At 50.7% G+C, this 24,481-nt stretch carries 23 protein-coding genes; 15 read left to right on the forward strand and 8 right to left on the reverse strand.

The genetic code is table 11. The features are described from left to right. Nucleotides 1-170: 170 nt before the first annotated feature. The 3 genes from ACLBLI_RS18565 to hslR form a co-directional block, all read right to left on the reverse strand. Nucleotides 171-1,733 carry a phosphoenolpyruvate carboxykinase gene (locus tag ACLBLI_RS18565; protein ID WP_414829012.1) on the reverse strand — a complete coding sequence of 521 codons (1,563 nt, stop codon included), beginning with the start codon at nt 1,731-1,733 and terminating at the stop codon, nt 171-173. Between the two features lie 399 nt (nt 1,734-2,132). After that, on the reverse strand, nt 2,133-3,032 hold the full coding sequence (hslO, locus tag ACLBLI_RS18570) for an Hsp33 family molecular chaperone HslO (protein ID WP_414829013.1): 900 nt from the start codon (nt 3,030-3,032) through the stop codon (nt 2,133-2,135). A gap of 121 nt (nt 3,033-3,153) precedes the next feature. Further along, the gene (hslR, locus tag ACLBLI_RS18575) at nt 3,154-3,558 is read right to left on the reverse strand and encodes a ribosome-associated heat shock protein Hsp15 (RefSeq protein ID WP_414829014.1); all 405 of its coding nucleotides are present in this window, start codon (nt 3,556-3,558) and stop codon (nt 3,154-3,156) included. A gap of 121 nt (nt 3,559-3,679) precedes the next feature. Between hslR and gspC the strand changes: the two genes are divergently transcribed. Genes gspC through ACLBLI_RS18635 form a run of 12 tightly spaced genes read left to right on the forward strand, consistent with a single transcriptional unit; the run spans nt 3,680 to nt 14,973 of the window. Further along, the gene (gspC, locus tag ACLBLI_RS18580) at nt 3,680-4,603 is read left to right on the forward strand and encodes a type II secretion system protein GspC (protein WP_414829015.1); all 924 of its coding nucleotides are present in this window, start codon (nt 3,680-3,682) and stop codon (nt 4,601-4,603) included. A gap of 16 nt (nt 4,604-4,619) precedes the next feature. Continuing rightward, nucleotides 4,620-6,671, forward strand: coding sequence for a type II secretion system secretin GspD (gene gspD / locus ACLBLI_RS18585; protein WP_414831007.1), 2,052 nt, complete (start codon nt 4,620-4,622; stop codon nt 6,669-6,671). A 2-nt stretch (nt 6,672-6,673) separates the two neighbouring features. Next, nucleotides 6,674-8,245 carry a type II secretion system ATPase GspE gene (gene gspE / locus ACLBLI_RS18590; RefSeq protein ID WP_414829016.1) on the forward strand — a complete coding sequence of 524 codons (1,572 nt, stop codon included), beginning with the start codon at nt 6,674-6,676 and terminating at the stop codon, nt 8,243-8,245. A 1-nt stretch (nt 8,246) separates the two neighbouring features. Beyond that, the gene (gene gspF / locus ACLBLI_RS18595; RefSeq protein ID WP_414829017.1) at nt 8,247-9,470 is read left to right on the forward strand and encodes a type II secretion system inner membrane protein GspF; all 1,224 of its coding nucleotides are present in this window, start codon (nt 8,247-8,249) and stop codon (nt 9,468-9,470) included. After that, nucleotides 9,470-9,907 (forward strand): type II secretion system major pseudopilin GspG, encoded by a 438-nt coding sequence (gene gspG / locus ACLBLI_RS18600; protein ID WP_414829018.1) that lies wholly within the window; start codon nt 9,470-9,472, stop codon nt 9,905-9,907. The genes gspF and gspG overlap by 1 nt, the downstream gene beginning before the upstream one ends. A gap of 11 nt (nt 9,908-9,918) precedes the next feature. Next, nucleotides 9,919-10,551, forward strand: coding sequence for a type II secretion system minor pseudopilin GspH (gene gspH, locus ACLBLI_RS18605; protein WP_414829019.1), 633 nt, complete (start codon nt 9,919-9,921; stop codon nt 10,549-10,551). Further along, nucleotides 10,548-10,934, forward strand: coding sequence for a type II secretion system minor pseudopilin GspI (gspI, locus tag ACLBLI_RS18610; RefSeq protein WP_414829020.1), 387 nt, complete (start codon nt 10,548-10,550; stop codon nt 10,932-10,934). The genes gspH and gspI overlap by 4 nt, the downstream gene beginning before the upstream one ends. After that, entirely contained in the window at nt 10,931-11,560 is a 630-nt protein-coding gene (gene gspJ / locus ACLBLI_RS18615) for a type II secretion system minor pseudopilin GspJ (protein ID WP_414829021.1), read from the forward strand. The genes gspI and gspJ overlap by 4 nt, the downstream gene beginning before the upstream one ends. Nucleotides 11,561-11,565: 5 nt before the next feature. Next, nucleotides 11,566-12,546 carry a type II secretion system minor pseudopilin GspK gene (gene gspK, locus ACLBLI_RS18620; RefSeq protein WP_414831008.1) on the forward strand — a complete coding sequence of 327 codons (981 nt, stop codon included), beginning with the start codon at nt 11,566-11,568 and terminating at the stop codon, nt 12,544-12,546. Next, nucleotides 12,546-13,745: a type II secretion system protein GspL gene (gene gspL / locus ACLBLI_RS18625; protein ID WP_414829022.1), complete on the forward strand. Its 1,200-nt coding sequence runs from the start codon at nt 12,546-12,548 to the stop codon at nt 13,743-13,745. Before gspK ends, gspL begins: the two co-directional genes overlap by 1 nt. Next, nucleotides 13,742-14,221: a type II secretion system protein GspM gene (gene gspM, locus ACLBLI_RS18630; RefSeq protein WP_414829023.1), complete on the forward strand. Its 480-nt coding sequence runs from the start codon at nt 13,742-13,744 to the stop codon at nt 14,219-14,221. The genes gspL and gspM overlap by 4 nt, the downstream gene beginning before the upstream one ends. After that, nucleotides 14,218-14,973: a type II secretion system protein N gene (locus ACLBLI_RS18635; protein WP_414829024.1), complete on the forward strand. Its 756-nt coding sequence runs from the start codon at nt 14,218-14,220 to the stop codon at nt 14,971-14,973. The genes gspM and ACLBLI_RS18635 overlap by 4 nt, the downstream gene beginning before the upstream one ends. 121 nt (nt 14,974-15,094) lie before the next feature. On the opposite strand, the gene ACLBLI_RS18640 is transcribed toward ACLBLI_RS18635, so the two are convergent. From ACLBLI_RS18640 to yrfG, 3 genes are all read right to left on the reverse strand, one after another. Beyond that, on the reverse strand, nt 15,095-16,471 hold the full coding sequence (locus ACLBLI_RS18640) for an NAD-dependent succinate-semialdehyde dehydrogenase (RefSeq protein WP_414829025.1): 1,377 nt from the start codon (nt 16,469-16,471) through the stop codon (nt 15,095-15,097). A 590-nt stretch (nt 16,472-17,061) separates the two neighbouring features. Then, nucleotides 17,062-17,595, reverse strand: a complete 534-nt coding sequence (gene yjjX / locus ACLBLI_RS18645; protein ID WP_414829026.1) for an inosine/xanthosine triphosphatase — start codon at nt 17,593-17,595, stop codon at nt 17,062-17,064. 4 nt (nt 17,596-17,599) lie between these two features. Continuing rightward, nucleotides 17,600-18,295, reverse strand: coding sequence for a GMP/IMP nucleotidase (gene yrfG, locus ACLBLI_RS18650; protein WP_414829027.1), 696 nt, complete (start codon nt 18,293-18,295; stop codon nt 17,600-17,602). A gap of 69 nt (nt 18,296-18,364) precedes the next feature. On the opposite strand from yrfG, the gene nudE reads away from it, so the two are divergent. From nudE to ACLBLI_RS18665, 3 genes are read left to right on the forward strand one after another with little or no spacing between them, the layout of a single operon-like run. Beyond that, the gene (gene nudE / locus ACLBLI_RS18655; RefSeq protein WP_414831009.1) at nt 18,365-18,928 is read left to right on the forward strand and encodes an ADP compounds hydrolase NudE; all 564 of its coding nucleotides are present in this window, start codon (nt 18,365-18,367) and stop codon (nt 18,926-18,928) included. 3 nt (nt 18,929-18,931) lie between these two features. Beyond that, nucleotides 18,932-19,759 (forward strand): 3'(2'),5'-bisphosphate nucleotidase CysQ, encoded by an 828-nt coding sequence (gene cysQ / locus ACLBLI_RS18660; protein ID WP_414829028.1) that lies wholly within the window; start codon nt 18,932-18,934, stop codon nt 19,757-19,759. Continuing rightward, nucleotides 19,746-20,357 (forward strand): YceI family protein, encoded by a 612-nt coding sequence (locus ACLBLI_RS18665; protein WP_414829029.1) that lies wholly within the window; start codon nt 19,746-19,748, stop codon nt 20,355-20,357. Before cysQ ends, ACLBLI_RS18665 begins: the two co-directional genes overlap by 14 nt. A gap of 270 nt (nt 20,358-20,627) precedes the next feature. Here the strand turns inward: ACLBLI_RS18665 and mdoH are convergent, their stop codons facing one another. Both mdoH and ACLBLI_RS18675 read right to left on the reverse strand, forming a co-directional pair. Further along, the gene (gene mdoH, locus ACLBLI_RS18670; RefSeq protein WP_414829030.1) at nt 20,628-22,595 is read right to left on the reverse strand and encodes a glucans biosynthesis glucosyltransferase MdoH; all 1,968 of its coding nucleotides are present in this window, start codon (nt 22,593-22,595) and stop codon (nt 20,628-20,630) included. Then, a complete protein-coding gene (locus ACLBLI_RS18675; RefSeq protein ID WP_414829031.1) occupies nt 22,576-24,213 on the reverse strand; it encodes a glucan biosynthesis protein in 1,638 nt (545 codons plus the stop codon). The genes mdoH and ACLBLI_RS18675 overlap by 20 nt, the downstream gene beginning before the upstream one ends. Nucleotides 24,214-24,481: the final 268 nt, after the last annotated feature.

Genomic DNA, 24,481 nt, shown 5'->3' on the forward strand with positions numbered 1-24,481 from the left:
CCTATAGCCGCAGAATGCCGGTGTTGCTGTCTGATAGAGTTGTCTGGGTGTGGGGTCTTGTGTCAGTCCGTAACAGACTTAATCAATTTACCACCATGATGGCGATAAAAAAGCCCGCTCAAAGAGCGGGCAAAATTCAATCACATGAGGGTGATGAACGTTGGGAAGGGTTATTTTCCCGGACCCGCCTTCACGATAGCGTCACTCACATCGTATTTCACGAAGTTGTCGTTAAACGCCTTGATTAGGTTATCCGCGTACTCGTCGTATTTTTCTGGTTGTGCCCAGTTTTGTTTGGGCACTAACAGCGTTGAATCAACGCCGGGAACGGCAACAGGTACATCAAGGTTCAGTCCGTCAATATGCTGTGTTTCCACATCAGCCAGCTCGCCACTGACGATAGCATCAATGATGGCGCGGGTAGTCGGAATATCGAAACGCTTACCGGTACCGTATGGGCCGCCTGTCCAGCCGGTGTTAACAAGATAAACCTTGGCACCAAAAGCTTTAACACGCTTGATGAGAAGCTCGGCATATACCCCAGCCGGACGCGGGAAGAACGGGGCGCCGAAACAGGTAGAAAAGGTCGACTCAATATCGGCGGTGGAACCAATTTCGGTTGAGCCAACTTTTGCCGTGTAACCGCTTAAAAAGTGATAAGCGGCAGCTTCTTCTGACAATACCGACACCGGTGGCAGTACACCACTGACATCACAGGTGAGGAATACAACCGAACGCGGTTCACCGCCACGATTCTCTTCGACACGCTTGGCAATGTGCTGCAGTGGATATGCCGCACGCGAGTTTTGCGTCAGTGAGGTGTCGTGGTAATCCGGAGTGCGGGTCTCATCCAGGACCACATTTTCTAAGATAGTACCGAACTTGATAGCATCCCAAATCACCGGCTCATTCTTTTGCGACAGATCGATACATTTGGCGTAACACCCGCCTTCAATGTTAAATACACTGCCCGGTGCCCAGCCGTGCTCGTCATCACCGATAAGAAAACGCTTAGGATCGGCTGACAGCGTCGTTTTACCGGTACCAGAAAGCCCGAAGAATAAGGTCACATCCCCTTCTTCACCCACATTGGCTGAGCAATGCATTGGTAGCACTTCTTTACCCGGCAACAGGAAGTTCTGAACCGAGAACATGGCTTTTTTCATTTCGCCAGCGTAACGCATACCGGCAATCAGCACTTTTTTAGCGGCAAAGTTGATGATCACCACACCGTCGCTGTTGGTGCCATCACGCTCCGGCACACAACTGAAACCCGGCACATTCATTACCTGCCAGGGCGCGTCGCCGTTAGGGTTCCACTGCTCTGGATTGATAAACAAGTTACGGGCAAAAACATGTTGCCACGCCGTTTGCGTGCGTACTTCAATGGGAAGCGCATGAGCAGGATCACTGCCTACCTGCAGGTGCGAGAGAAAGTGTTCCTGCGTATTCAGGTACGCTTCCACCCGGCCCCAGAGTGCATCAAATTTATCGCTGTCGAACGGACGGTTAACCTTGCCCCAGTCGATATCGTTTTCTGTTTGTGCTTCTTTCACAATAAAACGATCGGCCGGTGAACGGCCGGTTCTGGCACCTGTTTCAACTACCAGTGCTCCATTAGCAGCCAGCCTTCCTTCCCCTCGCTGTAACGCAATCTCAATTAATTCTGCCGACGACAGATCCACCATAGGTGACACTGCCTTGGCATTATCCAATGTAGCCGCTGCTGTCATTTTCGTTATCCCAAATTAAAGTTTTCAATCAGACTTACAAAATTACCACCTACGCCAATTGTATATAATTGAAGGTACACAGCAACATCAAACTTGCGCATGACGGGTATTTATTGAACTTAATTACGAAAATAATGACAAAATCGGGATCAGATATCTACGAAATCGACTACGAAACAACACCTAAGATACTGATTAAAAGTAAATTATGAGAAAATAAAAAAATGTAACCATAAAAGAAAACTTTCACAACACTTTCAAAAAGTCTCTTCCATTAACAGGTACAGCCAGGTTAAGACTAGCCTGAAACGAAAAAAGGCACGCTGCACGTGCCTTTTTTGTCGTCGCCCCGTCGTTGTGTTGTGTATTTACCAACACGGCGCGGTGTAACCCATAGAACTATTGATCAGCGGGCGTTTCACCAAAATGACCGGCATGAATGGCTTCTACGTCAATGGCATCAAACCGGTATTCCGTATGGCAGTACTGGCAGCTCATCTTAATTGCGCCTTCTTCTTTAATAACGTCCATCAACTCAGCCTTGTCCACATTGCGCAGCGCCTCGGCGCTGCGCTCCCGTGAACAGGTACAGGCAAACGATACCGATTGTGGAGGGAACATTTCCACGTCTTCCTGATGATACAGACGATACAAAATATCCTCTGCCGGTAAAGCAAACATTTCTTCTTCCGTTAATGTGTTTGTCAGCGTAGAGAGATGATCAAACTCACTGGTTTGCGTTCTGTCAGTGGCGCCAGCCTCTTTAGGCATGACCTGTAACAGCAGCCCCGCCGCTTTCGCGTTATCCGGCTGACTCAGATCTGTCATCAGACGAACTGACGTTGCCAGTTGCTCAGACTGGTCAAAATAGCTTTCAATACACTCAGCAAGCGTCGGCTTATCGAGCGCAACCACGCCCTGATAACGCTCGCCCTCTTCCGGCGTAATCGTGATTACCAAAAAGGCTTTGGATAATAATTCGCCAAAAGATTCAGGTAACGACGACAATTCTTCATCCCAGCGAGCCACCCCGCGTAAGGTTTGATTATCCGTAGCGTTAATAACCGCATATTTCACCGGCCCTTCGCTTTGGATCTGCAAGCCGATTTCGCCCTTAAATTTCAGAATCGCGGTAAGCAGACAGGTTGCCGCAGCCATTTCACTGAGCAAACGCTGGATCTGTACCGGGTATTCATAGCAGTGCACGATATGATTCAGACTGTCATCCAGCCTGACCATTTCGCCCCGCACACTGACGTTGTTAAAGATGAAACGGTGAAGCTTATCAAATTGACTCATGTAAACTCATATCCTGTTCGTTGATACTTTCACCCGTAAATTCACGGCGCGCTGATGCCAGAAGCGACCTGACTTGATTACACGGTATCGCTTGAGGGCATTTGTTCCTGCCGCACTGATTTTACTGGTGTTTAAACTTAATAATTTCCCGGCGCTGTTTTTTATCTGGCCTGCCTTCCGGACGCGGACTGTGAAACGTCTGCAACTTCCGCGCAGCCTGATTGTCTTCGCGCTTTGCCACACTTTCCGGCGTCTCAGTGTAAAGCTCCTGTGCCAGTGAGGCGCTCAGTCGCTTCTCGCTAAGCCCGAGTATTTCGACTTCCTTGGTATCCCAACCTGCTGGCACTTTAACCATAGCACCGATTTCCACAACCTTTCCTGGTTTGCTGCGCTGCCCGTTATAGTGCACTTTACCGGACTGCACCATGTCTCGGGCCAGCGCTCTGGTTTTAAAAAAACGCGCTGCCCACAGCCACTTGTCCAGCCGTACTTTTTGTGATGTATTGTCAGTTTCGTGTTGGCCCATGTAATAATTTCGTAACTGTCTGGCTTTAGTGTTGTGACCCTCACCCCTACTAGGCTATGATGGGTCGGCTAAAGCGCGGTTAACCTAATTTTCACTTTTAAAGCAGTACCATCGTGACAGCATGACACTCGATAAAATCAATTCACAATCTCTGGTCACCTTTTTCAACCAGCATCAAAAGCAATTGCACTTGCTGGTTGTAGTGCTGCTCAGTCTTTATTTGCTCGCATTCGCCGCCAGCATGGTTTGGCGAATTATACCTGAACCTGCGCTGTCAGCGACACCTTCTGTGTCAGCGTCTGCACCTGTGGTTACGGCAAGTGGCCAAAGTGGGGTCAATGTCAGACGTTTGCAACAGCTAAATTTATTTGGTGATGCAACCGCATCGCCACAACCTGTTGAAACCACGCAGGTAACTGACGCACCGGAAACGCGGTTGAACCTTACCCTGACTGGTGTTGTCGCAAGTACGCTGGAACAGGCCGGTACCGCCATCATTGAAAACCGGAACGTGCAGAATGTATACGGCCTGGGTGAAAAAATCGAAGGTACCAATGCGACCTTACAACAGGTCTTTCGCGACCGCGTCATTATTAGAAATGCCGGTCAGCACGAAACGCTGATGCTCGATGGCATTGATTACGATGAAGCGAACCGCAAACGCGAGCGGCAAGTTGTTCGACCGATAGAAGACGATGAGCCAGACAATCGTCGCCTGAGCGATGATGCCGTTGAAGTCACCGAAACCTTACGGGGCAATCCGGCAAACTTCACAGATTATATTTCCATTTCTCCGAAGACCGAAGATGGCCAGTTACTCGGCTATCAGGTGAAACCGGGGAAAGATCCTGCCTTATTCGAGTCTGCTGGACTCCAGGCAGGGGACGTGATTGCGCAGATCAACGGACTCGATCTGACGGATTTACAGCAGTCGCAGGAAGCCTTATCGGAACTGCGTAACTCTCAGACCATCGAGCTGACAATTATTCGGGAAGGCGCATACGCCACCATTTATCTGGACTTGCCAGAGCCCGAGCTAGAATAAGAAATAGGATGACAGAATTATGAGGCGAGCCAGCCATTCATTGTTTTCTAAGCTAAGTACTGCATTGTGCGCAGCAGTGCTTTGCGTGTCGGCGACGGCAGCCGAATACATGCCGAACTTTAAAGATACCGATATCAACGAATTCATCAATATTGTCGGTAAAAACCTGGAGCGCACCATCATCGTCGACCCGAACGTGCGCGGTAAAATCAGCGTGCGCAGCTACGACATGCTGAATGAAGATCAGTACTACCAGTTTTTCCTCAACGTGCTGCAGGTTTATGATTTCGCTGTGGTTGAAATGCCAAGTGGCATTCTGAAGGTCGTGCGTTCGAAAGACGCCAAAACCTCAAACATTCCGGTAGTAGAAGACAAGGCCAGTGACGGCGATGAATTTATCACCCGTGTAGTACCGGTATACAACGTCCCGGTGCGTGAACTGGCACCTATTCTTCGCCAATTAAACGATCAGGCTGGCGGTGGTAATGTGGTAAGCCACGACCCGTCTAACGTCATGATGCTGACCGGTCGCGCTGCGGTGGTAAACCGGTTGGTTGAAATTATCGAGCGCGTGGACCGCGCGGGTGATGAAGAAGTCGAAATTGTGAAGCTTCGCTATGCGTCTGCCTCTGAGATGGTGCGCATTATTGATTCCATCAACAAATCACAGGGCAAAGCTAACACCGGCGCAAAATCCGAGCCTCGCGTTGTCGCTGACGATCGTACTAACTCTGTCATCGTCAGCGGTGACGTCAAAGCCCGCCAGCGCCTGATTAATTTGATTGAGCGCATGGACCAGGAGCTGGAATCAAACGGCAATACCCGCGTCATTTTCCTAAACTACGCTAAAGCCGAAGATTTAGTTAAAGTGCTGCAGGGCGTGTCTGCCAGTATTCAGGCGGAAGAACAAAGCGGTCAGCAAAGTCGCCGTAGTAATTCAAACCGCGAAATCAGCATCGATGCCCACGAAGATTCCAACGCCGTGGTGATCACTGCCGAGCCAGACATGATGCGTTCACTGGAGGATGTTATTCGCCAGCTGGATATCCGTCGTGCGCAGGTTCAGGTGGAAGCGATTATCGTTGAAATTTTCGAAGGCGACGGCACTACACTGGGCGTGCAGTGGGTTTCCGAAGAAGGCGGCGGTACCCAGTTTAATAACGGGGTGGTTCCCGTGGGTGCTCTGGGTGTGGCATTGCGTCAGGCCGAAGATCGCGAAGTACAACGTACCAATGTTACGGCAAATGGCGAGGTGGTAAGGTCTACCGAAACCATTGAAGGCAACCTGACACCGCTGGCTAACCTGTTAGGCGGTGCCAACGGCCTGATTGCCGGGGTTATCGAGAATGGCTGGGGTGCGGTAGTACAGGCAGTGAGTACCGATACCAACTCAAACATTCTGGCAACGCCGCATCTGACCACCATGGATAACGAAGAAGCCTTCTTTATTGTGGGGCAGGAAGTGCCAATCATTACCGGCACCACCACCGGCGATAACAATTCAAATCCGTTCCAGACGGTCGATCGTCAGGAAGTGGGTATCAAACTGAAAGTCACGCCACAAATCAATGAAGGTGACGCGGTACAAATGCTGATCGAGCAGGAAGTGTCCAGCGTCAGCGGTGCCACCTCCGTAGATATTTCAATTAACAAACGTGAAATCAAAACTACCGTTATCGTCGATGACGGCGGCACCATTGTACTGGGCGGCCTGATTGACGAAGACGTCCAGGAGTCGGTGTCGAAAGTGCCACTGCTGGGTGATATCCCTATTCTGGGCAACTTGTTCAAATCCACTTCTACCAGCAAGCGTAAGCGTAACCTGATGGTGTTCTTAAAGCCGACTATTGTTCGCGATGGCGCTACCATGAACTCTATCAGTCACCGTAAATATAATTACATTCGCGCATTACAGCTTAAGCGACAGCAGGAAGGCGTATCTCTTATGCCATTCACTGACGGCCCAAGCATGCCTGACTGGGATGATGAACTGGCGTTACCCCCAACATTTGAGGAATACCTCACAGAGAAAGAAAATCTGGACGAGGTAAAAGAGGATAACGACTGATCATGGCAACTAACGACGAACAGCTCACCAGCGTGGCTGTTGAAGCGCAGGAACAAGCGCTTGATGCCATGACTGACGAAGAAATGATACCTGATGAGGACGGCGGTCCTCGTCAGCTAGGCTTCGGCTTCGCCAAGCGCAATCATGTGTTACTGGAAACCAATGAAACACCGGCTGTACTCTACTACACCGTTGACACACCCTTTTCCATTTTTGCAGAAATTCGTCGTTTTTTCGGCGAACCTTTCGTGCCGAAGGAAATTGAGGCCGACCAGTTTGAGCACCTGCTAACCTCTGCCTTTCAGCGCGACAGCTCAGCTGCCAAGCAATTGATGGAAGACTTAGGCAACGAAAGCGACCTGTTCTCGCTGGCAGAAGAGCTGCCTGACACAGAAGACTTGCTGGACAGTGAAGATGACGCTCCGATCATCAAGCTGATCAACGCCATGTTAGGCGAGGCTATCAAAGAGGGTGCATCGGATATCCACATTGAGACATTCGAAAATCAGTTGGTCGTACGCTTCCGTGTGGATGGCGTATTGCGCGAGATTTTGCGTCCTAACCGCAAGCTCTCCTCTATGCTCGTATCGCGTATTAAGGTAATGGCAAAACTGGATATTGCTGAAAAGCGTGTGCCTCAGGACGGTCGTATTACGTTACGTATCGCCGGTCGCGCTGTTGATGTACGGGTATCCACCATGCCTTCCAGTCATGGTGAACGTGTAGTACTGCGTTTGCTGGATAAAAACAATGCGCGCCTGAATCTGGAAGATTTAGGCATGACGAAGGTCAACCGCGACCACTTCTCTACGCTTATCCGTAAACCTCATGGCATTATTTTGGTCACCGGGCCCACAGGTTCAGGTAAAAGTACCACCTTGTATGCCGGTTTATCTGAAATTAATTCCAAAGACCGCAATATTCTGACCGTTGAAGATCCCATCGAATTTGATTTGGCCGGCATTGGTCAAACCCAGGTCAATCCACGTGTGGATATGACATTCGCCCGCGGTCTGCGCGCCATACTGCGTCAGGATCCGGATGTAGTGATGGTCGGTGAGATCCGGGATATTGAAACGGCGCAAATTGCGGTTCAGGCCAGTTTGACAGGTCACTTAGTATTATCCACCCTGCACACCAATACCGCCGCTGGCGCTATTACGCGTCTGGAAGATATGGGCATTGAGCCGTTTTTGCTGTCATCCAGTCTGCTTGCAGTGCTCTCGCAGCGGTTAGTACGGACACTGTGTTCTGATTGTAAGACCCCACATTCTCCTACAGATCAGGAGCTTGCAATTCTGGGCATGGATGATATCGCTACCACCCCGACAATCTATTCTCCCAAAGGCTGTGCAGCCTGTAATCAAACCGGTTACCGCGGAAGAACGGGTATTCATGAATTATTGATGGTCGATGAGGCTATTCGCGACATGATGCATGAAGGACATGGCGAACAGACGATTGAAAAGCACATCCGCAAGACCACACCGAGCATCCGCGAAGATGGATGCCGCAAAGTACTGGCCGGAATGACCTCGTTGGAAGAAGTCCTTCGGGTAACCAGAGAAGACTAATATGGCCGCATTTGCTTATAAGGCGGTCAATCACCGTGGCAAGAATACCAGTGGCGTGCTGGAGGGCGATAACGCCCGTCAGGTTCGCGCACAGTTAAGAGAGAAAGGCCTGATCCCTATGGAAGTGGAGCAGGTGGCTGAGCGCACCTCATCTGGCAGTAAAGGCCGCTTCACACTGTTTAAGCCACGTATTTCCGCCTCAGACTTAGCCCTGCTAACCCGCCAGTTAGCCACGCTGGTTGAATCTGCCCTACCCATTGAAGAAGCGTTACTGGCAGTCGCCGAACAAAGCGAAAAGCCGCGCCAGAAAAATATGATGATGGCAGTGCGTAGTAAAGTGGTAGAAGGCCACGGCCTGGCTGATGCGCTGGGCGAATTTCCCAGCGTATTTGACGATTTATATCGCGCCATGGTGGCGGCAGGTGAAAAATCGGGTCACCTTGACACTGTATTAAACCGTCTTGCCGACTACACAGAAAAGCGTCAGCAAACTCGCAGCCAGATTATCCAGGCGCTGATTTACCCGTCGCTGATGATGTTTTTCGCACTGGGCATCGTGTTGCTGTTGCTAACAGTAGTGGTTCCCAAAATTGTCGGGCAATTTGATCACATGGGGCAAGACTTGCCTACTATCACACAGGTGCTTATCAGCATTAGTACCTGGCTTCAGGATTATGGTCTGGTTATGGTAGGGGTGATTGCCATTCTGGTGGTGCTTGTACAACGTTTGTTACAGCAAAAAGCCATGAAACTGCGCTATCACCGCATGCTGTTGAACCTTCCCATGATTGGTAAGGTCTCACGAGGGCTCAACACAGCGCGCTACGCCCGTACCTTGAGTATTCTCACGGCCAGCGCCGTGCCGCTGCTGGAATCGATGCGCATTTCCAGTGACGTACTGGAAAATCAGCATATTAAAAATCAGGTCTCGGATGCCGCGATTAACGTGAAAGAAGGTTCCAGCCTGCGCGCCGCACTGGATAACACAAAGATGTTCCCGCCGATGATGATGCATATGATTGCCTCCGGCGAAAAATCAGGTGAGCTACAGCAAATGCTCGGCCGGGCGGCAGATAATCAGGACAGGGAATTTGAGGCGCTGGTTGGTGTCTCACTGAAAGTATTTGAGCCATTACTGATCGTGTCTATGGCAGGCATCGTCCTGTTTATCGTAATGGCAATTCTGCAACCCATACTCGCATTGAACAACATGGTGAATATTTAATGAAAAATCTAACCCGTACCTCTGGATTCAGTTTGATAGAAGTAATGGTGGTACTGCTTATTATCGGTATCATGGCATCAATGGTGGCACCGCAAATTCTGGGCAACCAGGAAGAAGCGCAACTGAAAAAAGCCGCGGTAGACATTCAGCAACTGGAAAGTGCGCTGGAAATGTACAAGCTTAGAAATAACCGCTTCCCCACCACCGAACAAGGTCTCGATGCGCTGGTCACCGCGCCCACTATCGACCCAATCCCGCGGAATTACCCTGAGGAAGGTTTTATCAAGCGCCTGCCGGAAGATCCATGGGGTAACCCATATGCGTTGATAAGCCCGGGAGAACTTGGCAATATCGATATCTTCTCAAACGGTCCGGATGGTGAACCTGGAACAGATGATGATATTGGTAACTGGAACGTGAACGAATACCTTAACTAGTCTGCTAATACATGCCGTATTCCCACCGTAAAGCCGCGCCAAAGCGTGGCTTTACACTCTTAGAAGTCATGCTTGTGCTGTTGCTCATGGGGCTGGCGGCAGGTTATGTCATGTTTAACGCGTTTGGTGCCAGCCAGAGTGATCTGCTAAAGGCCCAGGCGAAACGCGTACAGGTCATAATAGATATGGCCAGTGACTTTGCCGTACTCAACCAGCAGCAGCTTGGCCTTCGCATTGAAGAGCCCGACCGCGAATACTACTTTGTGTATCTGGACGATGAGGACGAATGGCAGCGCCTGGAAGGCGAAGAGATTTACGAGCCCCACGAATTACCCGAGCCCTTTTCCTTTACTCTGAACCTTGATGATTTGCCCTGGGATGTGGAAGACCGACTATTTGACCGCGACCTGTTTGACGAGACACTAAGTGTGTCAGACGAAGGCGTCGACATTGGTAACGAGGAAGATAAAAAGCTGCCGCCGCCACAAATTCTGATTATGTCCAGCGGCGAAATTACCCCATTCAGCCTGACGTTTAATTATGAGCCCGATTTTGGCGGTGAAGACGCTGCGTACTTTCGACTGTTTAATAAAGAAATGCCGCCGCTGGAACTGGAAGGTCCGTTAGAGGATCCAGAGCCATGACACACAACTCAGGCATGACCTTACTGGAAGTGATGGTAGCGCTGTTAATCTTCGCGCTTACCGGCTCGGCCATTCTGAAAGCCGCGGGCGATCACTTAAGCAGCGTGGGGCAGATAGAGGAAATCACCTTTGCCAACTGGGTTGCCAGCAACCGAATGAACCAGTTGAAACTCACCGACACCTGGCCGCCCAAGAACAACCTTAAAGGCAGCATGGAAATGGCCGATCGCACCTGGTTCTGGCAGCAAACGGTAAAGAAAACCAACGACGATGACCTGCGCGCAGTGGATGTCACCGTAGGGTTAGACGAACAATACCAAAGCAGTCTGGTGACGGTGACTACTTTCGTCGCCAAGCCGAAAAAAGAGGCGTTGACCAATTGAACGCGCGCGGCTTTACCTTACTTGAAATCCTGATCGCCATGGCTATCTTCACCCTGATTGGCCTGGCTTCTACGGGATTGCTGACCACCGTCATTGACAGTAATGCGCTTTCAGAAGAGCGTTTTGAAAAGCTGCAACAACTGCAACGCGCTATGATCACCATTGAACGGGATATCCAACAGGCCGTGCCGCGCGCGGTTCGTCATAACGGTGAAAAACAGGAAATCGTTATGACCGGGGGCATGCGTGAAGACAGCGATGCCGGTTTTATTGGTTTTGTTCGCAGTGGCTGGGACAACCCACAAATGATGCTGCCCCGCAGCACCATGCAACCTGTGGCTTATCGCCTGAATGAAGGCAAACTAGAAAGAAATTACAGCAATTACGTCGATAACGTCATTGGCTTTGAACCCAAAACCCGCGTAATGCTGGAAAACGTCACTGACTTCAAAGTGGAGTTTATTGCCAATGAGGCCACGCGCACCCGCTCAATGGATGATGACGAATTAAACTGGTCAGAAAGCTATACCGGAGCCGCGCTGCCCCGCGCTGTCGCCATTGAAATTGTCAGTGAAGACTTCGGCCGCATTCGCCGCGAGTTTGTCATAAGCGGAGCGACACTGTGAAATCGATGCAGCGACAGCAAGGCGTTGCCCTGATGATCGTGCTGATGATTGTCGCGCTGGTCTCTGTGCTAGCGACTGAGATGGGTAGCCGCCTGCAGTTACAGGTACAGCGTACCATGAACATTAAAGATAATAATCAGGCATACTGGTACGCGATGGGCGCAGAAGCGTTTGCGCGCAAATCGATTAGTACGCTGATGGAAGAAACCGGCGAAAAGATTACGCTACAACAACCCTGGGCGCAGGAATTTACCTATCCACTGGATGGTGGCGGCCTGAACGCGCGGCTTGAAGACATGCAAAGCTGCTTTAATTTAAATGCGCTGGCCGGCGGCTCGACATCTCAGAATAGCGGTCAACAAAATGTGACGCAGGCCATGCAGGCGTTTCATACGATGTTGCTTGCCACCGAATTGGAAATCGACAGCTATACCGCCGATACTATTCGCGATAGTCTGGCTGACTGGCTGGATGAAGATGACATGATGCGGCCCTATGGCGCTGAAGACAGTGAATATGAGTCGCGGGAATACCCGTATCTTGCCGCCAACGCACTCATGACTGCACAATCGGAATTGCGGCTGGTTAACGGCGTGGAAGCCGGGTTGCTGGTTGCCCTTGAGCCTCTTATTTGTGTACTGCCCGAGGTCGATACGCTTAAAATCAATGTGAATACTATTCCGCCGGAACGCGCCGCGTTGCTTGCCGGGATCACAGGCCTGTCGCTGCAACAGGCAGCCAATTTACTGTCCAGTCGTCCGGAAGATGGCTGGGATGATGCTGGAGCCTTTTTGGCAGAACCGGTCATTGAAGCCCTGGATTTAACGCAGGAACAGCGTGACTGGATAGCCGTCACCACAGAGTATTTTATTTTGCACACCAAGACCCGCTACAATAAGGCATCATTCAGTATGTCGACCTTATTTAATGCCAAAGAGTCCGGTGTGGTCAGCGTGCTGCGGCGCGAGTTTGGAGGAGTAGATTAATGGAACAACTTCTGGTCAGGCTGGGCTCAAAAGCCACAGATCCGGTCCACTGGCTGGTTTGGTCCAGTTCCGAAGAGGAAATTATTGCCTCCGACGAACTTGTGGACGCCCAGCAGTTGAGCACACTGTCTGAACGCGCAGGCCAGCGCCCGGTGATTGCCCTTGCGCCCACCAGCGATATCCTGATGAAGTGGGTAGAGCTGCCGCCAAAAGCCAGCCGTAAAATTCTGTCAGCCATTCCGTTTATGCTGGAAGATGAGCTTGCGACAGATATCAGCAAACAGTTTTTTGCCATTGGGCCGAAGCAGGGCAACCATCAGGCCGTCGCCGTGGTGGCTCATGAGCAAATGGATGCGTGGCAGGGTTGGCTTGCATCGGCAGGACTTTATTGCGACACCATCATGCCCGATGTGCTTGCGGTGCCTGAACACGAAGGCGGTTGGGCGCTGCTGACGCTTGGCGAACAGGTTTTACTGCGTGAAGACAGCTGGAAAGGCATGCAGGGCGAGATCCAGTGGATGCTGCCGTTACTCACCCATTATGCAAAACAAAGCGAAACGCCGGTCAGCATCGCGAATTATTCCGATCTGGATATTTCCGGCATCCCCAACACCGAACAGCAATCTGCGCCGCTTGAACTGCCCATGCATGTACTGGCGAAAGAAGCCATGGAATGCAAATTCAATCTGCTGCAGGGCGACTACAAAGTGCGCAAAAAACGCAGTGGAGTCTCGTATCAGTGGCGCGTTGCCGCCGTACTGGCAGTGCTGGCACTTACTACCGCTTTAGTAGATAAGGGCATCACGCTGTATCAGCTAAAGAACCAGAACGAGGCGCTGCGCGTGCAAATCAGTGACACCGTCGATGCTGGATTTCCGAATATCGGCGTGTACCGCGATGTTCGCCGCAAGGTTCGTTCGGAGCTAGCCAAACTTGAACAAGGCGGAGGTTCCGCCTCGATGTTGGTGATGCTCGATCAACTGGCAGGTGCATTTAACGAGACCAAGGTAAAGCCGCAAACACTGCGTTTTGACGCTAACCGCACTGAAATCCGGATCCAGGCTGAGGGGGACAGCTTTGAGTCTCTGGAGCAGTTTCGCCGGATCGCCGAAAATGCAGGTTTTGTTGTTGAGCAGGGCGCAATAAACAATCGCGATGACGGTGTGGTCGGCAGCGTATCAATAAGGAGTACTTCGTGAAGGCATTACTTGATAAATTCCGCGCCCTCACTGAACGCGAGCAACAACTGGTTATTTTATCCGGCGTATTTGTCGTGGTTGCCATTTTTTACTGGGGAATCTGGTCACCGCTAACCACCAGCATCGAACAACAGCGCCAGCTTCTGGATAACCAGCAGTCGCTGCTGACCTGGGTGAAAGACAGCGCCGCCCGTGCACAGCAGCTTCGTCGAAGCTCGACAGGAAACACCAGCTTCTCTGGCAGTTTGCCCCAGGCCGTTAACCGCACTACTAACCAGCACAACATCGCGATTTCCCGCATGCAGCCGCAAGGCGAAGAGTTACAGGTGTGGGTTGATCAGGCGCCGTTTAATGACGTGCTGGCCTGGCTCCAGACCATGGAAAAAATGGGCATTGTTATCCTGCAGGCCGATATTGCTGAAGCGGATGTGGAAGGTCACATCAAAATTCGTCGATTACAGTTAGGAAAAGCATGAAGTCTCGTATTGGATGGATAGCCGGTGGCATACTGGCGTTCCTCATCTTTCTTATTGCGTATTTGCCCGCCAGTCAGATAGTGGGACGAATAGAATTACCCCGTAATGTGTCTGTATCTGGAGTGACTGGTACAGTGTGGGAAGGCAAAGCTCAGACGGTCGTTGTTAATGGCCTGCCGGTGTATGACATCAAATGGGATGTTAACCCGTGGGCGCTGCTTATCGGGAATATCAGTGTCACTCTGGATGCTGGCAATTTTCGCGATGCTGACGCCATTGCATTCGAAGGACCGGTATCCACCAGCATGTTTAATCTCCAGCACGTGGAGTCTGATGGTTTTTTATTATTTCTTCCGGTAGACAGGGTGTTAGCACAATTTCCGCTTCCACTTCCGGTTAACGCTGGTGGCCGCTTTAGGGTGCGTCTGGAAACATTGTCTTTCGGCCCCTCGTGCGAATCACTGCAGGGCTTCGGTGACTGGTTGAATGCGACGGTGGCCGGCACCAAAGGACCTATCGATTTTGGCAACTACACCGCCAGGCTAACCTGCAACGGAGATGATATCGCGGTGGATGTGGAAGAGCCCAATAAATTGGGACTCACAATGAACGCCGTGATTGCGCCTGATTTCAATGTAAAAGGGGTCAGTGGTCGCTTTAAGCCGGATGACAGCCTGCCAGACGAAGTGCATCAGGCGTCGCGTTTCTTTGGTCAGCCTGGCCCTGAGGGCTACATCCAGATTGATCTGTAATATCAGACAATGAGCCCAACACTTGTTATTGCTGGCCTGATATCACTGCGCCAAAAATGAATACGTGAAACACGCATAAAAAAGCCGGGACAATCCCGGCTTTTTTACACAAAAGATTAGGTTACTCGGCAACCATAATCGACTTGATATTAACAAATTCGCGAATACCAAAGCCGCCATGTTCACGACCATAGCCACTGTCTTTCACGCCACCGAATGGCAGGTTAGGCTTCGCCAGGTTATACCCGTTGATGTTTACCATACCGGTATCAAACTCATCTTTCGCCAGTTTCAGCGCTTTGTCTGTGTCCTGACTGAAGATTCCGCCACCCAGGCCGTAGCGCGAGTCATTTGCTACGCGCATGGCTTGCTTGTCGTCGCGTACGCGAATGAGTGACGCCACGGGGCCAAACAATTCATCATCGTAAGCCGGCATCCCTGGTTCGACATCCTCAAGAATAGTGATGGGATAGAAATATCCTTCTGAATCCGGCATTTCGCCGCCCAACGTAAGCGTTGCCCCGGCCTTCACCGATTCCATCACCTGATCGTGCAGGTCATCACGTAAGTCCTTACGTGCCATCGGGCCAAGATCGGTATCTTCTTTTGCCGGATCACCCATTTTCAGCTTCTTACACTGAGCAACAAATTTTTCCCTGAATTCATCGTAAACCGAATCGACAACCACAAACCGTTTCGCTGCAACACAGGTTTCGCCGTTATTAATTACCCGGCCCTGAATACACATTTTCACCGCATGATCGATGTCGGCGTCTTCCAATACCAAAAAGGCATCGTTACTGCCCAACTCCATCACGGTTTTTTTCGACAGACTGGCAGCCTCTTTAGCAACCTGCTTTCCAATTTCATCACTGCCGGTAAAGGTGACACCACGCACGTTGTCGTGGTTAATCAGAGCATTGGCCGTTTTGCCATCAATAAGCAGCGACTGATACACATTTTTGGGGAAGCCTGCATCTTCATACAGCTGTTGGATGGCTACTGCCATACCAAATACATTGCGCGCATGTTTCAGCACCGTCGTGTTACCAGCCATAATGTTGGATACACTGTATCGGATAACCTGATAAAGCGGGAAATTCCACGGCTGGATCCCCAGAATAACGCCGATTGGCTGATAGGTAATTACCGCTCGTCCGCCTTCAAACACTCTATGCTCATCTTCCAGAAACTCTTCGCCATGCTCAGCGGTGTAGCGACAGATTTCGGCACAAAGCGCTACTTCCTGTTCACCCTGACTGGCTATTTTGCCCATTTCCTTCGTCATCAGGTTCACCAGGTCGTCGCTGCGTGACTCCATCAGGTCAGCCAGGCTGTTCAATAATTTTGCTCGTAAATCAAAGCTGGTTGTTCGCCAGGTAAGATACGCCTCGTGGGCACGATCCACTGCCGCTTTTGCGTCGTCTTCTGACAACAAATGATAATGGTCAAGTTTATCCCCGGTAGCGGGGTTGTACGTAGTTACTGTCTCGCTCATCAGTCATTCCTCCTGAATTTAACGTGACAGTGAGGTTGCAACTACGAGGCCAATACCGGATAGAGATTTTATTTATTTCTTATCAAATACTTACCAATAAATATTGGAAACAAGCCAATTCTGGGAAAGTACAAAAAGCAGTAAAGATTACGACCTGGCAGATAAGTTTTTCATGTCAGAGTCCTGCAAAATGACGTTTTCGATGAAGGTGTAGACGTCATGCAATAATAGCCATGTGGAGAAAAAGCCTCGCTTCGTACAGGCTGTATATGGCAAAACCCGTTGCCTCCCTATCCCTGTCAGGTGACCCGGCAGGCGCGTCGGAGCAGCATGCGACTGCGTTCAGCGTAAAAGAAGAATTGCGGTCTTTCGTCTTAATGCTGTTCTTGCGCTTCCCGTTTTCACTACAGAGTTATGGCAAGAAGCGCGTCAATAACAGTTCATCGATGAGGGGCTGCCCCACTGCTCATTCCTTTCGAGCAGGCGGCGAGTTTACGCAGTGAAAAAGCAGTAAAAAGATGTGCGGAATAAATTTAAATAAAAATAAACGGGTGTGTCAGAGCATTATTTAGCTTTCTTGCTGCTGATAGTTAATACAAATCCGGAAAGTTAAAGGGAGCCAGTGCCAACGTAACTGCCAGCTCATACACTGACTGGCGGGTAGCACGATTATGCGTAAGCAGGCCGATAGCTCCCACTTGTTGTTTGATATTGTGGGTGTTGAACAATCTGTCCATTTCCGGCCCCAACTCTTTGCCTTCCTGAAGCGCCTGGAATACGGAAGGTGGCAGCGGCAGATTTGCACTGCGACCAACCGACCACTTTTCCCGGTGGCAGATTGCCACATAGGCAAAGGTAGCAGGACCATCTTCAAATACATCGACGCCACCTTCAATGGCGACATACCAGGCATCCGGGTAATCGTCCAGCATCAGGGCCATGCAGGCCTCGACTCGGTTAATTGCTCCCTGACGCGTTTCCTGAGACGTCAGGGGTTGATCCGCTACGCCACTTTTTACGCCAAGGCCGACGGTAAGCAGGGGCATTTCCAACATATCACCAATTGCAAACTCTACGGCTTCTACTTTGACCGGGTTTCTCGACCCCACAAAACAATCTGCCATTACATTACTCCTTACGACCAGCGGTAACGGGATTCTGCCGGATATCGTTCACAAGCGAGCGATAGTCAGAAACCGCGGGGAATCCATCGATGTCTCTGGCAGGTAGCTGACTGTCCGGGTTGCTCACTGCCAACAGGTGGTTAATACCAAAGTCTTTCGCTGCTTGCAGAATGGTCAGACTATCATCCACAAACAGGGTTCTGGCCGGGTCGAACCCCAGACGAGCCTGCAGTTTCTGCCACAATAACTGTGATTCTTTCGTCACGCCAAACTCATGGGTAGAGATGAGATTATCAATGTGACTGTCCAGTTTGGTGTGCTCAATTTTCAGCGACAGACTGCCCGGATGCGCATTGGTCACCAGCACCACTTCTCTGTGACTCTCGTGAAGGGCATCCAGGAAGGGGATGGTATCTTCACGCATGGCGATGAGATGCTCAACTTCCCGCTTGGCCGCCATAATGTCCAGCTGTAACTCCTCTGCCCAGTAATCCAGACAATACCACTGAATTTTCCCCGACACCCGCTCATAATGCGCCAGCATGTTCGCCCGACACACCTCCAGCGGCTCTCCTGTTTTCTCTGCCAGCTTTTTCGGCAAATGCTCAATCCAAAAGTGGTTATCAAACCGTAGATCAAGCAGGGTACCGTCCATATCCAGTAAGACAGTGTCGATTTCATTCCAGGGCAGAAATGGCAAGCGATTTTCCTTATAATACAGTAAGCTTAATGACAGACCGCCATGATAACGAAAGTTGTAGCGAGAGACATGCGAAATATTGATCCAGACAAGCCACTCCCCCAAATCCATCACCGGGAAATTGTTGCCCGGAGTAAATTGTTCAGAGTCGAGCAGGTTGACCTGGAGTTCTCGAACGGCGCTACCCGCCAGTTTGAACGCATGGCAGGAACCAATCGTGGTGCGGTAATGATTGTGCCCATGCTGGACGCCGACACCATGATCCTTATTCGTGAATATGCCGCCGGTACCCACTCCTATCAGCTGGGCTTTCCGAAAGGCCTGATTGACCCCGGTGAGAGCCCCCTTGAAGCCGCTAACCGCGAGCTACAGGAAGAGGCAGGCTTCGGTGCCAACGTGCTTCACGATATCCATCAGGTCAGTATGGCCCCCACCTTTTTTAATGCCACAATGAACATTGTGATTGCCAGTGATCTCTATGAAAAGCGGTTACCCGGCGATGAGCCAGAGCCCCTTGAGGTAGTGACCTGGCCGCTTGCAGAAGCCGACGCGTTGCTGGCGCGTGAAGACTTTATTGAGGCGCGTTGTATTGCTGCACTTCTGCTTGCACAAAAGTGGCTTAAGGAGCAATAACCTATGCCCGAAGACACCCATGAAAGCCTTCTGAGACTGGCAAAATCGATTGCCCGCGAAGCTGGCGAAGCTGTTCTTGCCATATATGATAAAGGCGATTTCGACGCTTATCAGAAAGACGATGACTCTCCGGTCACCAGCGCCGATTATCTGGCCAATGACATTATTAACAAGCGCCTTAAAGAGGCCACGCCGGATATTCCTATCCTTTCAGAAGAAAACCAGAATGCCGGCCTAAACGAACGCGAACACTGGGATCGGTACTGGTTGATTGACCCTATTGATGGTACGCAGGAATTCATCGCACGCAGTGGCGATTTCGCGGTAAATATTGCATTGGTAGAGAACAACAAACCGGTTATTGGCGTAATATTCTGGCCACCGGGCCAAACTCTGTATTACGCCAGTGAAGGGCAGGGCGCTTTCAAAGAGTGTCCGCTGGGCGAGCGGCAGATTCACGTGCGCAAGCTTGACGACCCGAAAAACAGTGTAGTTATGATTGCTATCAGTCGCCGTCAATCACGTGACAAAGTATTGTCCCGTTTATGCGCAAAACGCGTATATCAAACACTACCTTTAGGCAGCTGTTCACTCAAAGCATGTTTTATTGCCGAAGGTAAGGCCGACGTATTTATGCGCATCGGCGTCACCGGTGAATGGGATACCGGCGCGTCGCAATGCATCATTTCTGAAGCAGGCGGCCGTATTATGGCGGCAAACTTTGAGCCGCTGACTTATAACGAACGACACACGCTGGAAAACCCTGACTTTGTTGTTATGGGCGATCAGCGAGTGCCATGGCAGGAGATAATTCAGTATGACAATCAGTAATAGCCACAACATCACGCTGGCTCGACATATCAAACGTGCGGCAATTGGTATCGCATTATCTTCTGTGGCAGCCAGCGCATCAGCAGACTGGGAGCTGGATGCCGAGCAAACCGCATTGCATTTTCTGTCTACGAAAAATGCGCAGGTGACGGAAGTACATCAATTCACCTCGCTAACAGGTAATGTGAGTGACAGTGGCAAGTTAACCATTAATATCGATTTGGCCTCAGTAGACACCGGCATTGATATTCGTAACACCCGTATGAAAGAGATGCTGTTTAATGTATCCGAGTTTGCATCCGCCACGTTTGAAGCTTCTGTACCCAAAGCGATGCTGTCTGGAAAAGCGGGCGATGTGCAACTCGGCCCAGTTGAAGGTATGTTAAGCCTGCACGGTATGGCAGCACCTATCACGTTTCATATTGCAGTAAGCCATGTCGATGATAGCACGGTGTCGGTAAGCACAACGCAACCAACACTGTTGAATGTCGGTGATTTCGGGCTTCAGAGCGGGGTAGAGTCACTGCGTGAAATCGCCGGTCTGAAAAGCATCACCTCCACGGTCCCGGTGACCTTTACGGCAACCTTTACCAAGTAATACATCGCTGCTGGCGCCGACAGGTGCCGGCAGATTCATCCCCGTTTTTACAGCTTTTCAGGGCATAATATTTCTTGACTGCCTTAGTCCCGACGCCTCCTTACGCTCAACATTTCTGACCATCTATTACGCTACATCTGGTCTTCTCAGCCGTAATCAGTCACGGCCGTTAATGGCGGACACGCGCTCGGCGCAGAGAAAAAGAAAAGCCGGTGTTAATCCGGCTTTTCAAAGGGTGGTATTCGCTAAGATTCAAAGGGTAAGTCCCATTTAGCTGCTTGCAGGGTTCACTGCCGGTCTCATGGGTAACGGTTCCGCGTCAAGGGCCTGTGTCACCATAGGTGTCCAGCGTGACTCAGGTAATACAGGGATGACGGCCTTCTGGCGCGTCAGGGCAAAATGCTGCATGCCAATACGGACCCGTTTTAACGCCATGCATTCACGCACTTCCTGATCAATCACAAAAATGCCGAACCGGCGAGCCATAGCGCCGAAGCCTGCACTGCTGGTGAGACGAATAATCGGGGCAGCCAGCACCATACCGCTTAGCACGGGAAGCAACCACATAAACAGCGATGGTGTGAAATACCAGGTAGTAACACCCCATGCCACAGCCAGACAGCTCATTAACTGCGTGTGTTTAAGCGCTATTGACCAGGGCACCATGCGGCCTTCGCGCGCTTGCGCTTCCCACTTTACAGAATGGCCTACCATGACACTAAGCACAAAGTAGCTGTGATAGAACATCATCAATGGCGCGATAAGTACCGCCATCGCTAATTCGACAACCGCGCCGGATAACAGCTTTCGCGCCCCGCCAAAGTCACTTCGACGCTGAATAAGTGCCAGCACAATGCCCAGTAGTTTGGGCAGGAATAACAGCGCTGCCGTTCCCCACATTGTTACCATCATCATGTCCTGTCTGGCAATTTGCCAGTCTGGGAACAGCTGATACTGTGAGCTGAAAAACTGTGGCGCTGACGTTGCTCGAATTAGGGCGTCCGCCGTACCGAGTGCTAACATGGAAAACAGCACCAGAGAGGAGAGGTAGGCGAACGCCCCAAACAGGAAGTGCAGCCGGCTGGTGGTTTTCAGGCCTTTCACACCCAGTAACCCAAGGTGCTGAATATTGCCCTGAACCCAGCGACGGTCCCGCACTGCGTAGTCCACCATATTACTGGGGACTTCTTCATAACTGCCCGTGGTGTCAGTCAGCAGGTACGCCTGCCAGCCAGCGCGACGCAACAGCGCCGCTTCCACGAAATCATGACTTAATACTTCACCACCGAACGGCGCGCGGCCAGACAGCGTGGGCAGCCCACAATGCTGCATGAAAGGTGCAATGCGAATAATCGCATTGTGACCCCAATAATTTGCGCTGTCGGTTTGCCAGAAAGACAAGCCGGTAGCCAACATTGGGCTATAAAGGTGCGCGGCAAACTGCACAAACCGTCCGAAGAACGTGTCCTGTCGAACAGGCATGGGGATGGTCTGAATCAGCGCAGTATCAGTGTTCTTTTCAATCCGGCGGGCAAGATCCAACATCCGTTCACCGGTCATAACACTGTCGGCATCCAGCACAATCATCGACTCGTAGTGTGCACCCCAGCGCTCACAGAAATCTTTCAGATTACCTACTTTGCGGTGACTATTCTGTTCGCGACGGCGGTAAAAAAGCTGATTGGCGTAAGCGCCCAACCGTGTGGTGAGTCGCTGCCATGCGCGAAGTTCGGCTTCAGCCATTGCCTCGTCACGAGTATCGCTTAGCATATAAAAATCGAATTTGTCAGCTTCATCAGATTGCACCAGCTCTCTGACACAGGCTTCAAACCCCACCATAATGCGCTGCGTGTCTTCGTTATAGACCGGCATCACCACGGCATGGCGTTGATTGAGCGATGTTGTTGCCAGAGGTTTGGAAAGCTGCTTTTTCAAACTTAAGGGATCAATACGAAACAGTTGCAAAGTGAAACCGATTATTCCGGTCCAAAATGCCATCGACAGCCAGCCAAACAGCATCAGCGCCAGCCCGAGCTGCGCAATTTCTAATTCAGTCACGCCATTGGGACGGAAAATTTCATACAGGCTCCATCCGGCAAGCGCGGTAGTTGGGATCACCAGCAGCGCCATAATAAGCAGACGCGCTCGCTGTGCTACCGTCATTAATACGGATTCGTGATTGTCGACCGACGACGGGGCATCGGAAGAAACCAAAGGCTTATTTCGGTTGGTAGACATAATTCCACACCTCGCTGATACGTTGGTCCTGATAGTTGATGTACATGCGCATATCAACCGCCGATGAGCTATCTGGCTCAAGTAAGAATGTAACTCTGATATTATTGCCGCCGTTCACCAGATAGGTGCGGGGCTGAACGGTCTTGCCCTGCGCTGCAGACAGCGACAGTGACAATCCTTGAGGATCGATTTGCTTACCCTGTGGCACCGAAAAATCGACGACAAAGCGTCGGGTTTGGGTCTCCTCTGTGACTTCTTCGCCAGGAAGCACACTCGCGCCCTGACGTGTATGCACAACACTCGCCAGCTCAGTGGCGGTTTTACTGCCTTCAACGGTAGCAAGTGTGTAGGCGAAGTACGCAGATTCCCCTTCCATCAAGGGCTTTTCCGGTACCCAGTACGCCACAATATTGTCATGTGTCTCAGACGGCGTTGGAATTTCCACCAGCTCCAACCGACCTTTAGCAAACCCCTGTTCCGGCGTAACCCACAGCCCCGGGCGCAGATGATAATTCGCCTCCGCATCCAGGTAGTTTTCCCAGCGCGTATCGCGTTGCAGCATCCCGAAGCCTTTTGGATGGGTATCACTTAACGAGGTAATTTGTAATGTCTTTGGATTCGTCAGCGGCCGCCAAATTACTTCACCACTATGGGTTTGCATCATTACACCGTCGCTGTCGTGAACTTCCGGGCGATAATCGTCGTGAGCCTTTTCTGTATTTTCACCATACAGGAACATACTGGTAAACGGCGCGATGCCTAGCTTTTCAATGTCTTCTCTGGCGAAAAGCCATGCCTGAGTAGCCACCGTAGTATCTGTACCTGGTTGAATTTCAAATTTATACGCACCGGCTATCGACGGGCTCTCCAGGCGGGCATACACGGTGATTGGCTCACCGGGTGCAGGTTCAATCAGCCAGAACTTGGTAAAATGGGGAAATTCCTCTCCTTTTGGCAACGCGGTATCAATTGCCAGACCGCGCGCAGAAATGCCATACACCTGATTTTTTCCCACCAGACGAAAGTACGAAGCGCCCAGAAATACCGCGAATTCATCTTTATACTGGTCATTTTTTATCGGGTAGTGGACACGAAATCCTGCAAACCCAGATTTTTCATTCGTCAGGCCTTTCAACGCTGTGGCGCTGTCTTCGTAGCGAAACATATCGCTGCTAAACGTAAGTGGTTGCGTCTGGTTATCGCTTCCGACGGTGACAATAGACACCGGCTTCTCATATAAAAAGCCGGGATGAAAGAACTGGATCTCGTATTCGTTCTTATCCCGCCACAGACTTTTCTCAGCATCAAACCGAATGGCGCGATAAGCCTGGTAATCCATTGCTGTTAGTTTCTTGTGCAGGCCGTGATCGTCAGGCGCGTATTCGGTACGCGCAGACTGCCTGGCATCCTCAATGACCGACTGCAGAATGGGTGCAGCTTCTTGCGGCATATTGTCCGGGCTGACTTCTTTCGCGGCGCTGTATGTGAATAACGGCATCATCGCAAGCCCGATAATTACAGAAAGATACTGTGTCGACGCGCGCAGCGAACGCACTGTAGCACACAATAATTGCGTAGCTGCTTTACGAATCTGAACGGGTATCTGTCTTTCTGCCATAAATCCTCCTCCTCAGTGGAATCACTGAATTGCAAATGCCGATCCATCTGACGACTCCGAGCCTGAATTTTTTATTTTTCTATTAAAAAACAAAGCAATAGAAATCAATGACAGGTGACTCCATGCCTGTTGAGGACGTTGGCTTACCTCCTTTGTGCACGCGCCCCTGCAAAACTGTTGTTTTTTTGCGACACAACAATGTCTGCTTGGCGTACTTCCCAATGTTAATTGCGCGCCTCTGCCCCCTCATATGAAAGTATGAGTAATC

The sequence above is a fragment of the Alteromonas sp. H39 genome, from assembly GCF_047556435.1.
Taxonomy (GTDB): Bacteria; Pseudomonadota; Gammaproteobacteria; order Enterobacterales; family Alteromonadaceae; genus Alteromonas.

Excerpts from the sequence above, each read along its gene's own strand:
- gspE (WP_414829016.1), top strand. The coding sequence starts at position 6,674 with ATGGCAACTAACGACGAACAGCTCACCAGCGTGGCTGTTGAAGCGCAG.
- hslR (WP_414829014.1), bottom strand. The coding sequence starts at position 3,558 with ATGGGCCAACACGAAACTGACAATACATCACAAAAAGTACGGCTGGAC.
- gspG (WP_414829018.1), top strand. The coding sequence starts at position 9,470 with ATGAAAAATCTAACCCGTACCTCTGGATTCAGTTTGATAGAAGTAATG.
- ACLBLI_RS18665 (WP_414829029.1), top strand. The coding sequence starts at position 19,746 with ATGACAATCAGTAATAGCCACAACATCACGCTGGCTCGACATATCAAA.
- hslO (WP_414829013.1), bottom strand. The coding sequence starts at position 3,032 with ATGAGTCAATTTGATAAGCTTCACCGTTTCATCTTTAACAACGTCAGT.
- cysQ (WP_414829028.1), top strand. The coding sequence starts at position 18,932 with ATGCCCGAAGACACCCATGAAAGCCTTCTGAGACTGGCAAAATCGATT.
- mdoH (WP_414829030.1), bottom strand. The coding sequence starts at position 22,595 with ATGTCTACCAACCGAAATAAGCCTTTGGTTTCTTCCGATGCCCCGTCG.
- ACLBLI_RS18640 (WP_414829025.1), bottom strand. The coding sequence starts at position 16,471 with ATGAGCGAGACAGTAACTACGTACAACCCCGCTACCGGGGATAAACTT.
- gspH (WP_414829019.1), top strand. The coding sequence starts at position 9,919 with ATGCCGTATTCCCACCGTAAAGCCGCGCCAAAGCGTGGCTTTACACTC.
- nudE (WP_414831009.1), top strand. The coding sequence starts at position 18,365 with ATGCGAAATATTGATCCAGACAAGCCACTCCCCCAAATCCATCACCGG.
- gspI (WP_414829020.1), top strand. The coding sequence starts at position 10,548 with ATGACACACAACTCAGGCATGACCTTACTGGAAGTGATGGTAGCGCTG.
- ACLBLI_RS18565 (WP_414829012.1), bottom strand. The coding sequence starts at position 1,733 with ATGACAGCAGCGGCTACATTGGATAATGCCAAGGCAGTGTCACCTATG.
- ACLBLI_RS18675 (WP_414829031.1), bottom strand. The coding sequence starts at position 24,213 with ATGGCAGAAAGACAGATACCCGTTCAGATTCGTAAAGCAGCTACGCAA.
- yjjX (WP_414829026.1), bottom strand. The coding sequence starts at position 17,595 with ATGGCAGATTGTTTTGTGGGGTCGAGAAACCCGGTCAAAGTAGAAGCC.
- gspK (WP_414831008.1), top strand. The coding sequence starts at position 11,566 with ATGCAGCGACAGCAAGGCGTTGCCCTGATGATCGTGCTGATGATTGTC.
- gspL (WP_414829022.1), top strand. The coding sequence starts at position 12,546 with ATGGAACAACTTCTGGTCAGGCTGGGCTCAAAAGCCACAGATCCGGTC.
- ACLBLI_RS18635 (WP_414829024.1), top strand. The coding sequence starts at position 14,218 with ATGAAGTCTCGTATTGGATGGATAGCCGGTGGCATACTGGCGTTCCTC.
- gspC (WP_414829015.1), top strand. The coding sequence starts at position 3,680 with ATGACACTCGATAAAATCAATTCACAATCTCTGGTCACCTTTTTCAAC.
- gspF (WP_414829017.1), top strand. The coding sequence starts at position 8,247 with ATGGCCGCATTTGCTTATAAGGCGGTCAATCACCGTGGCAAGAATACC.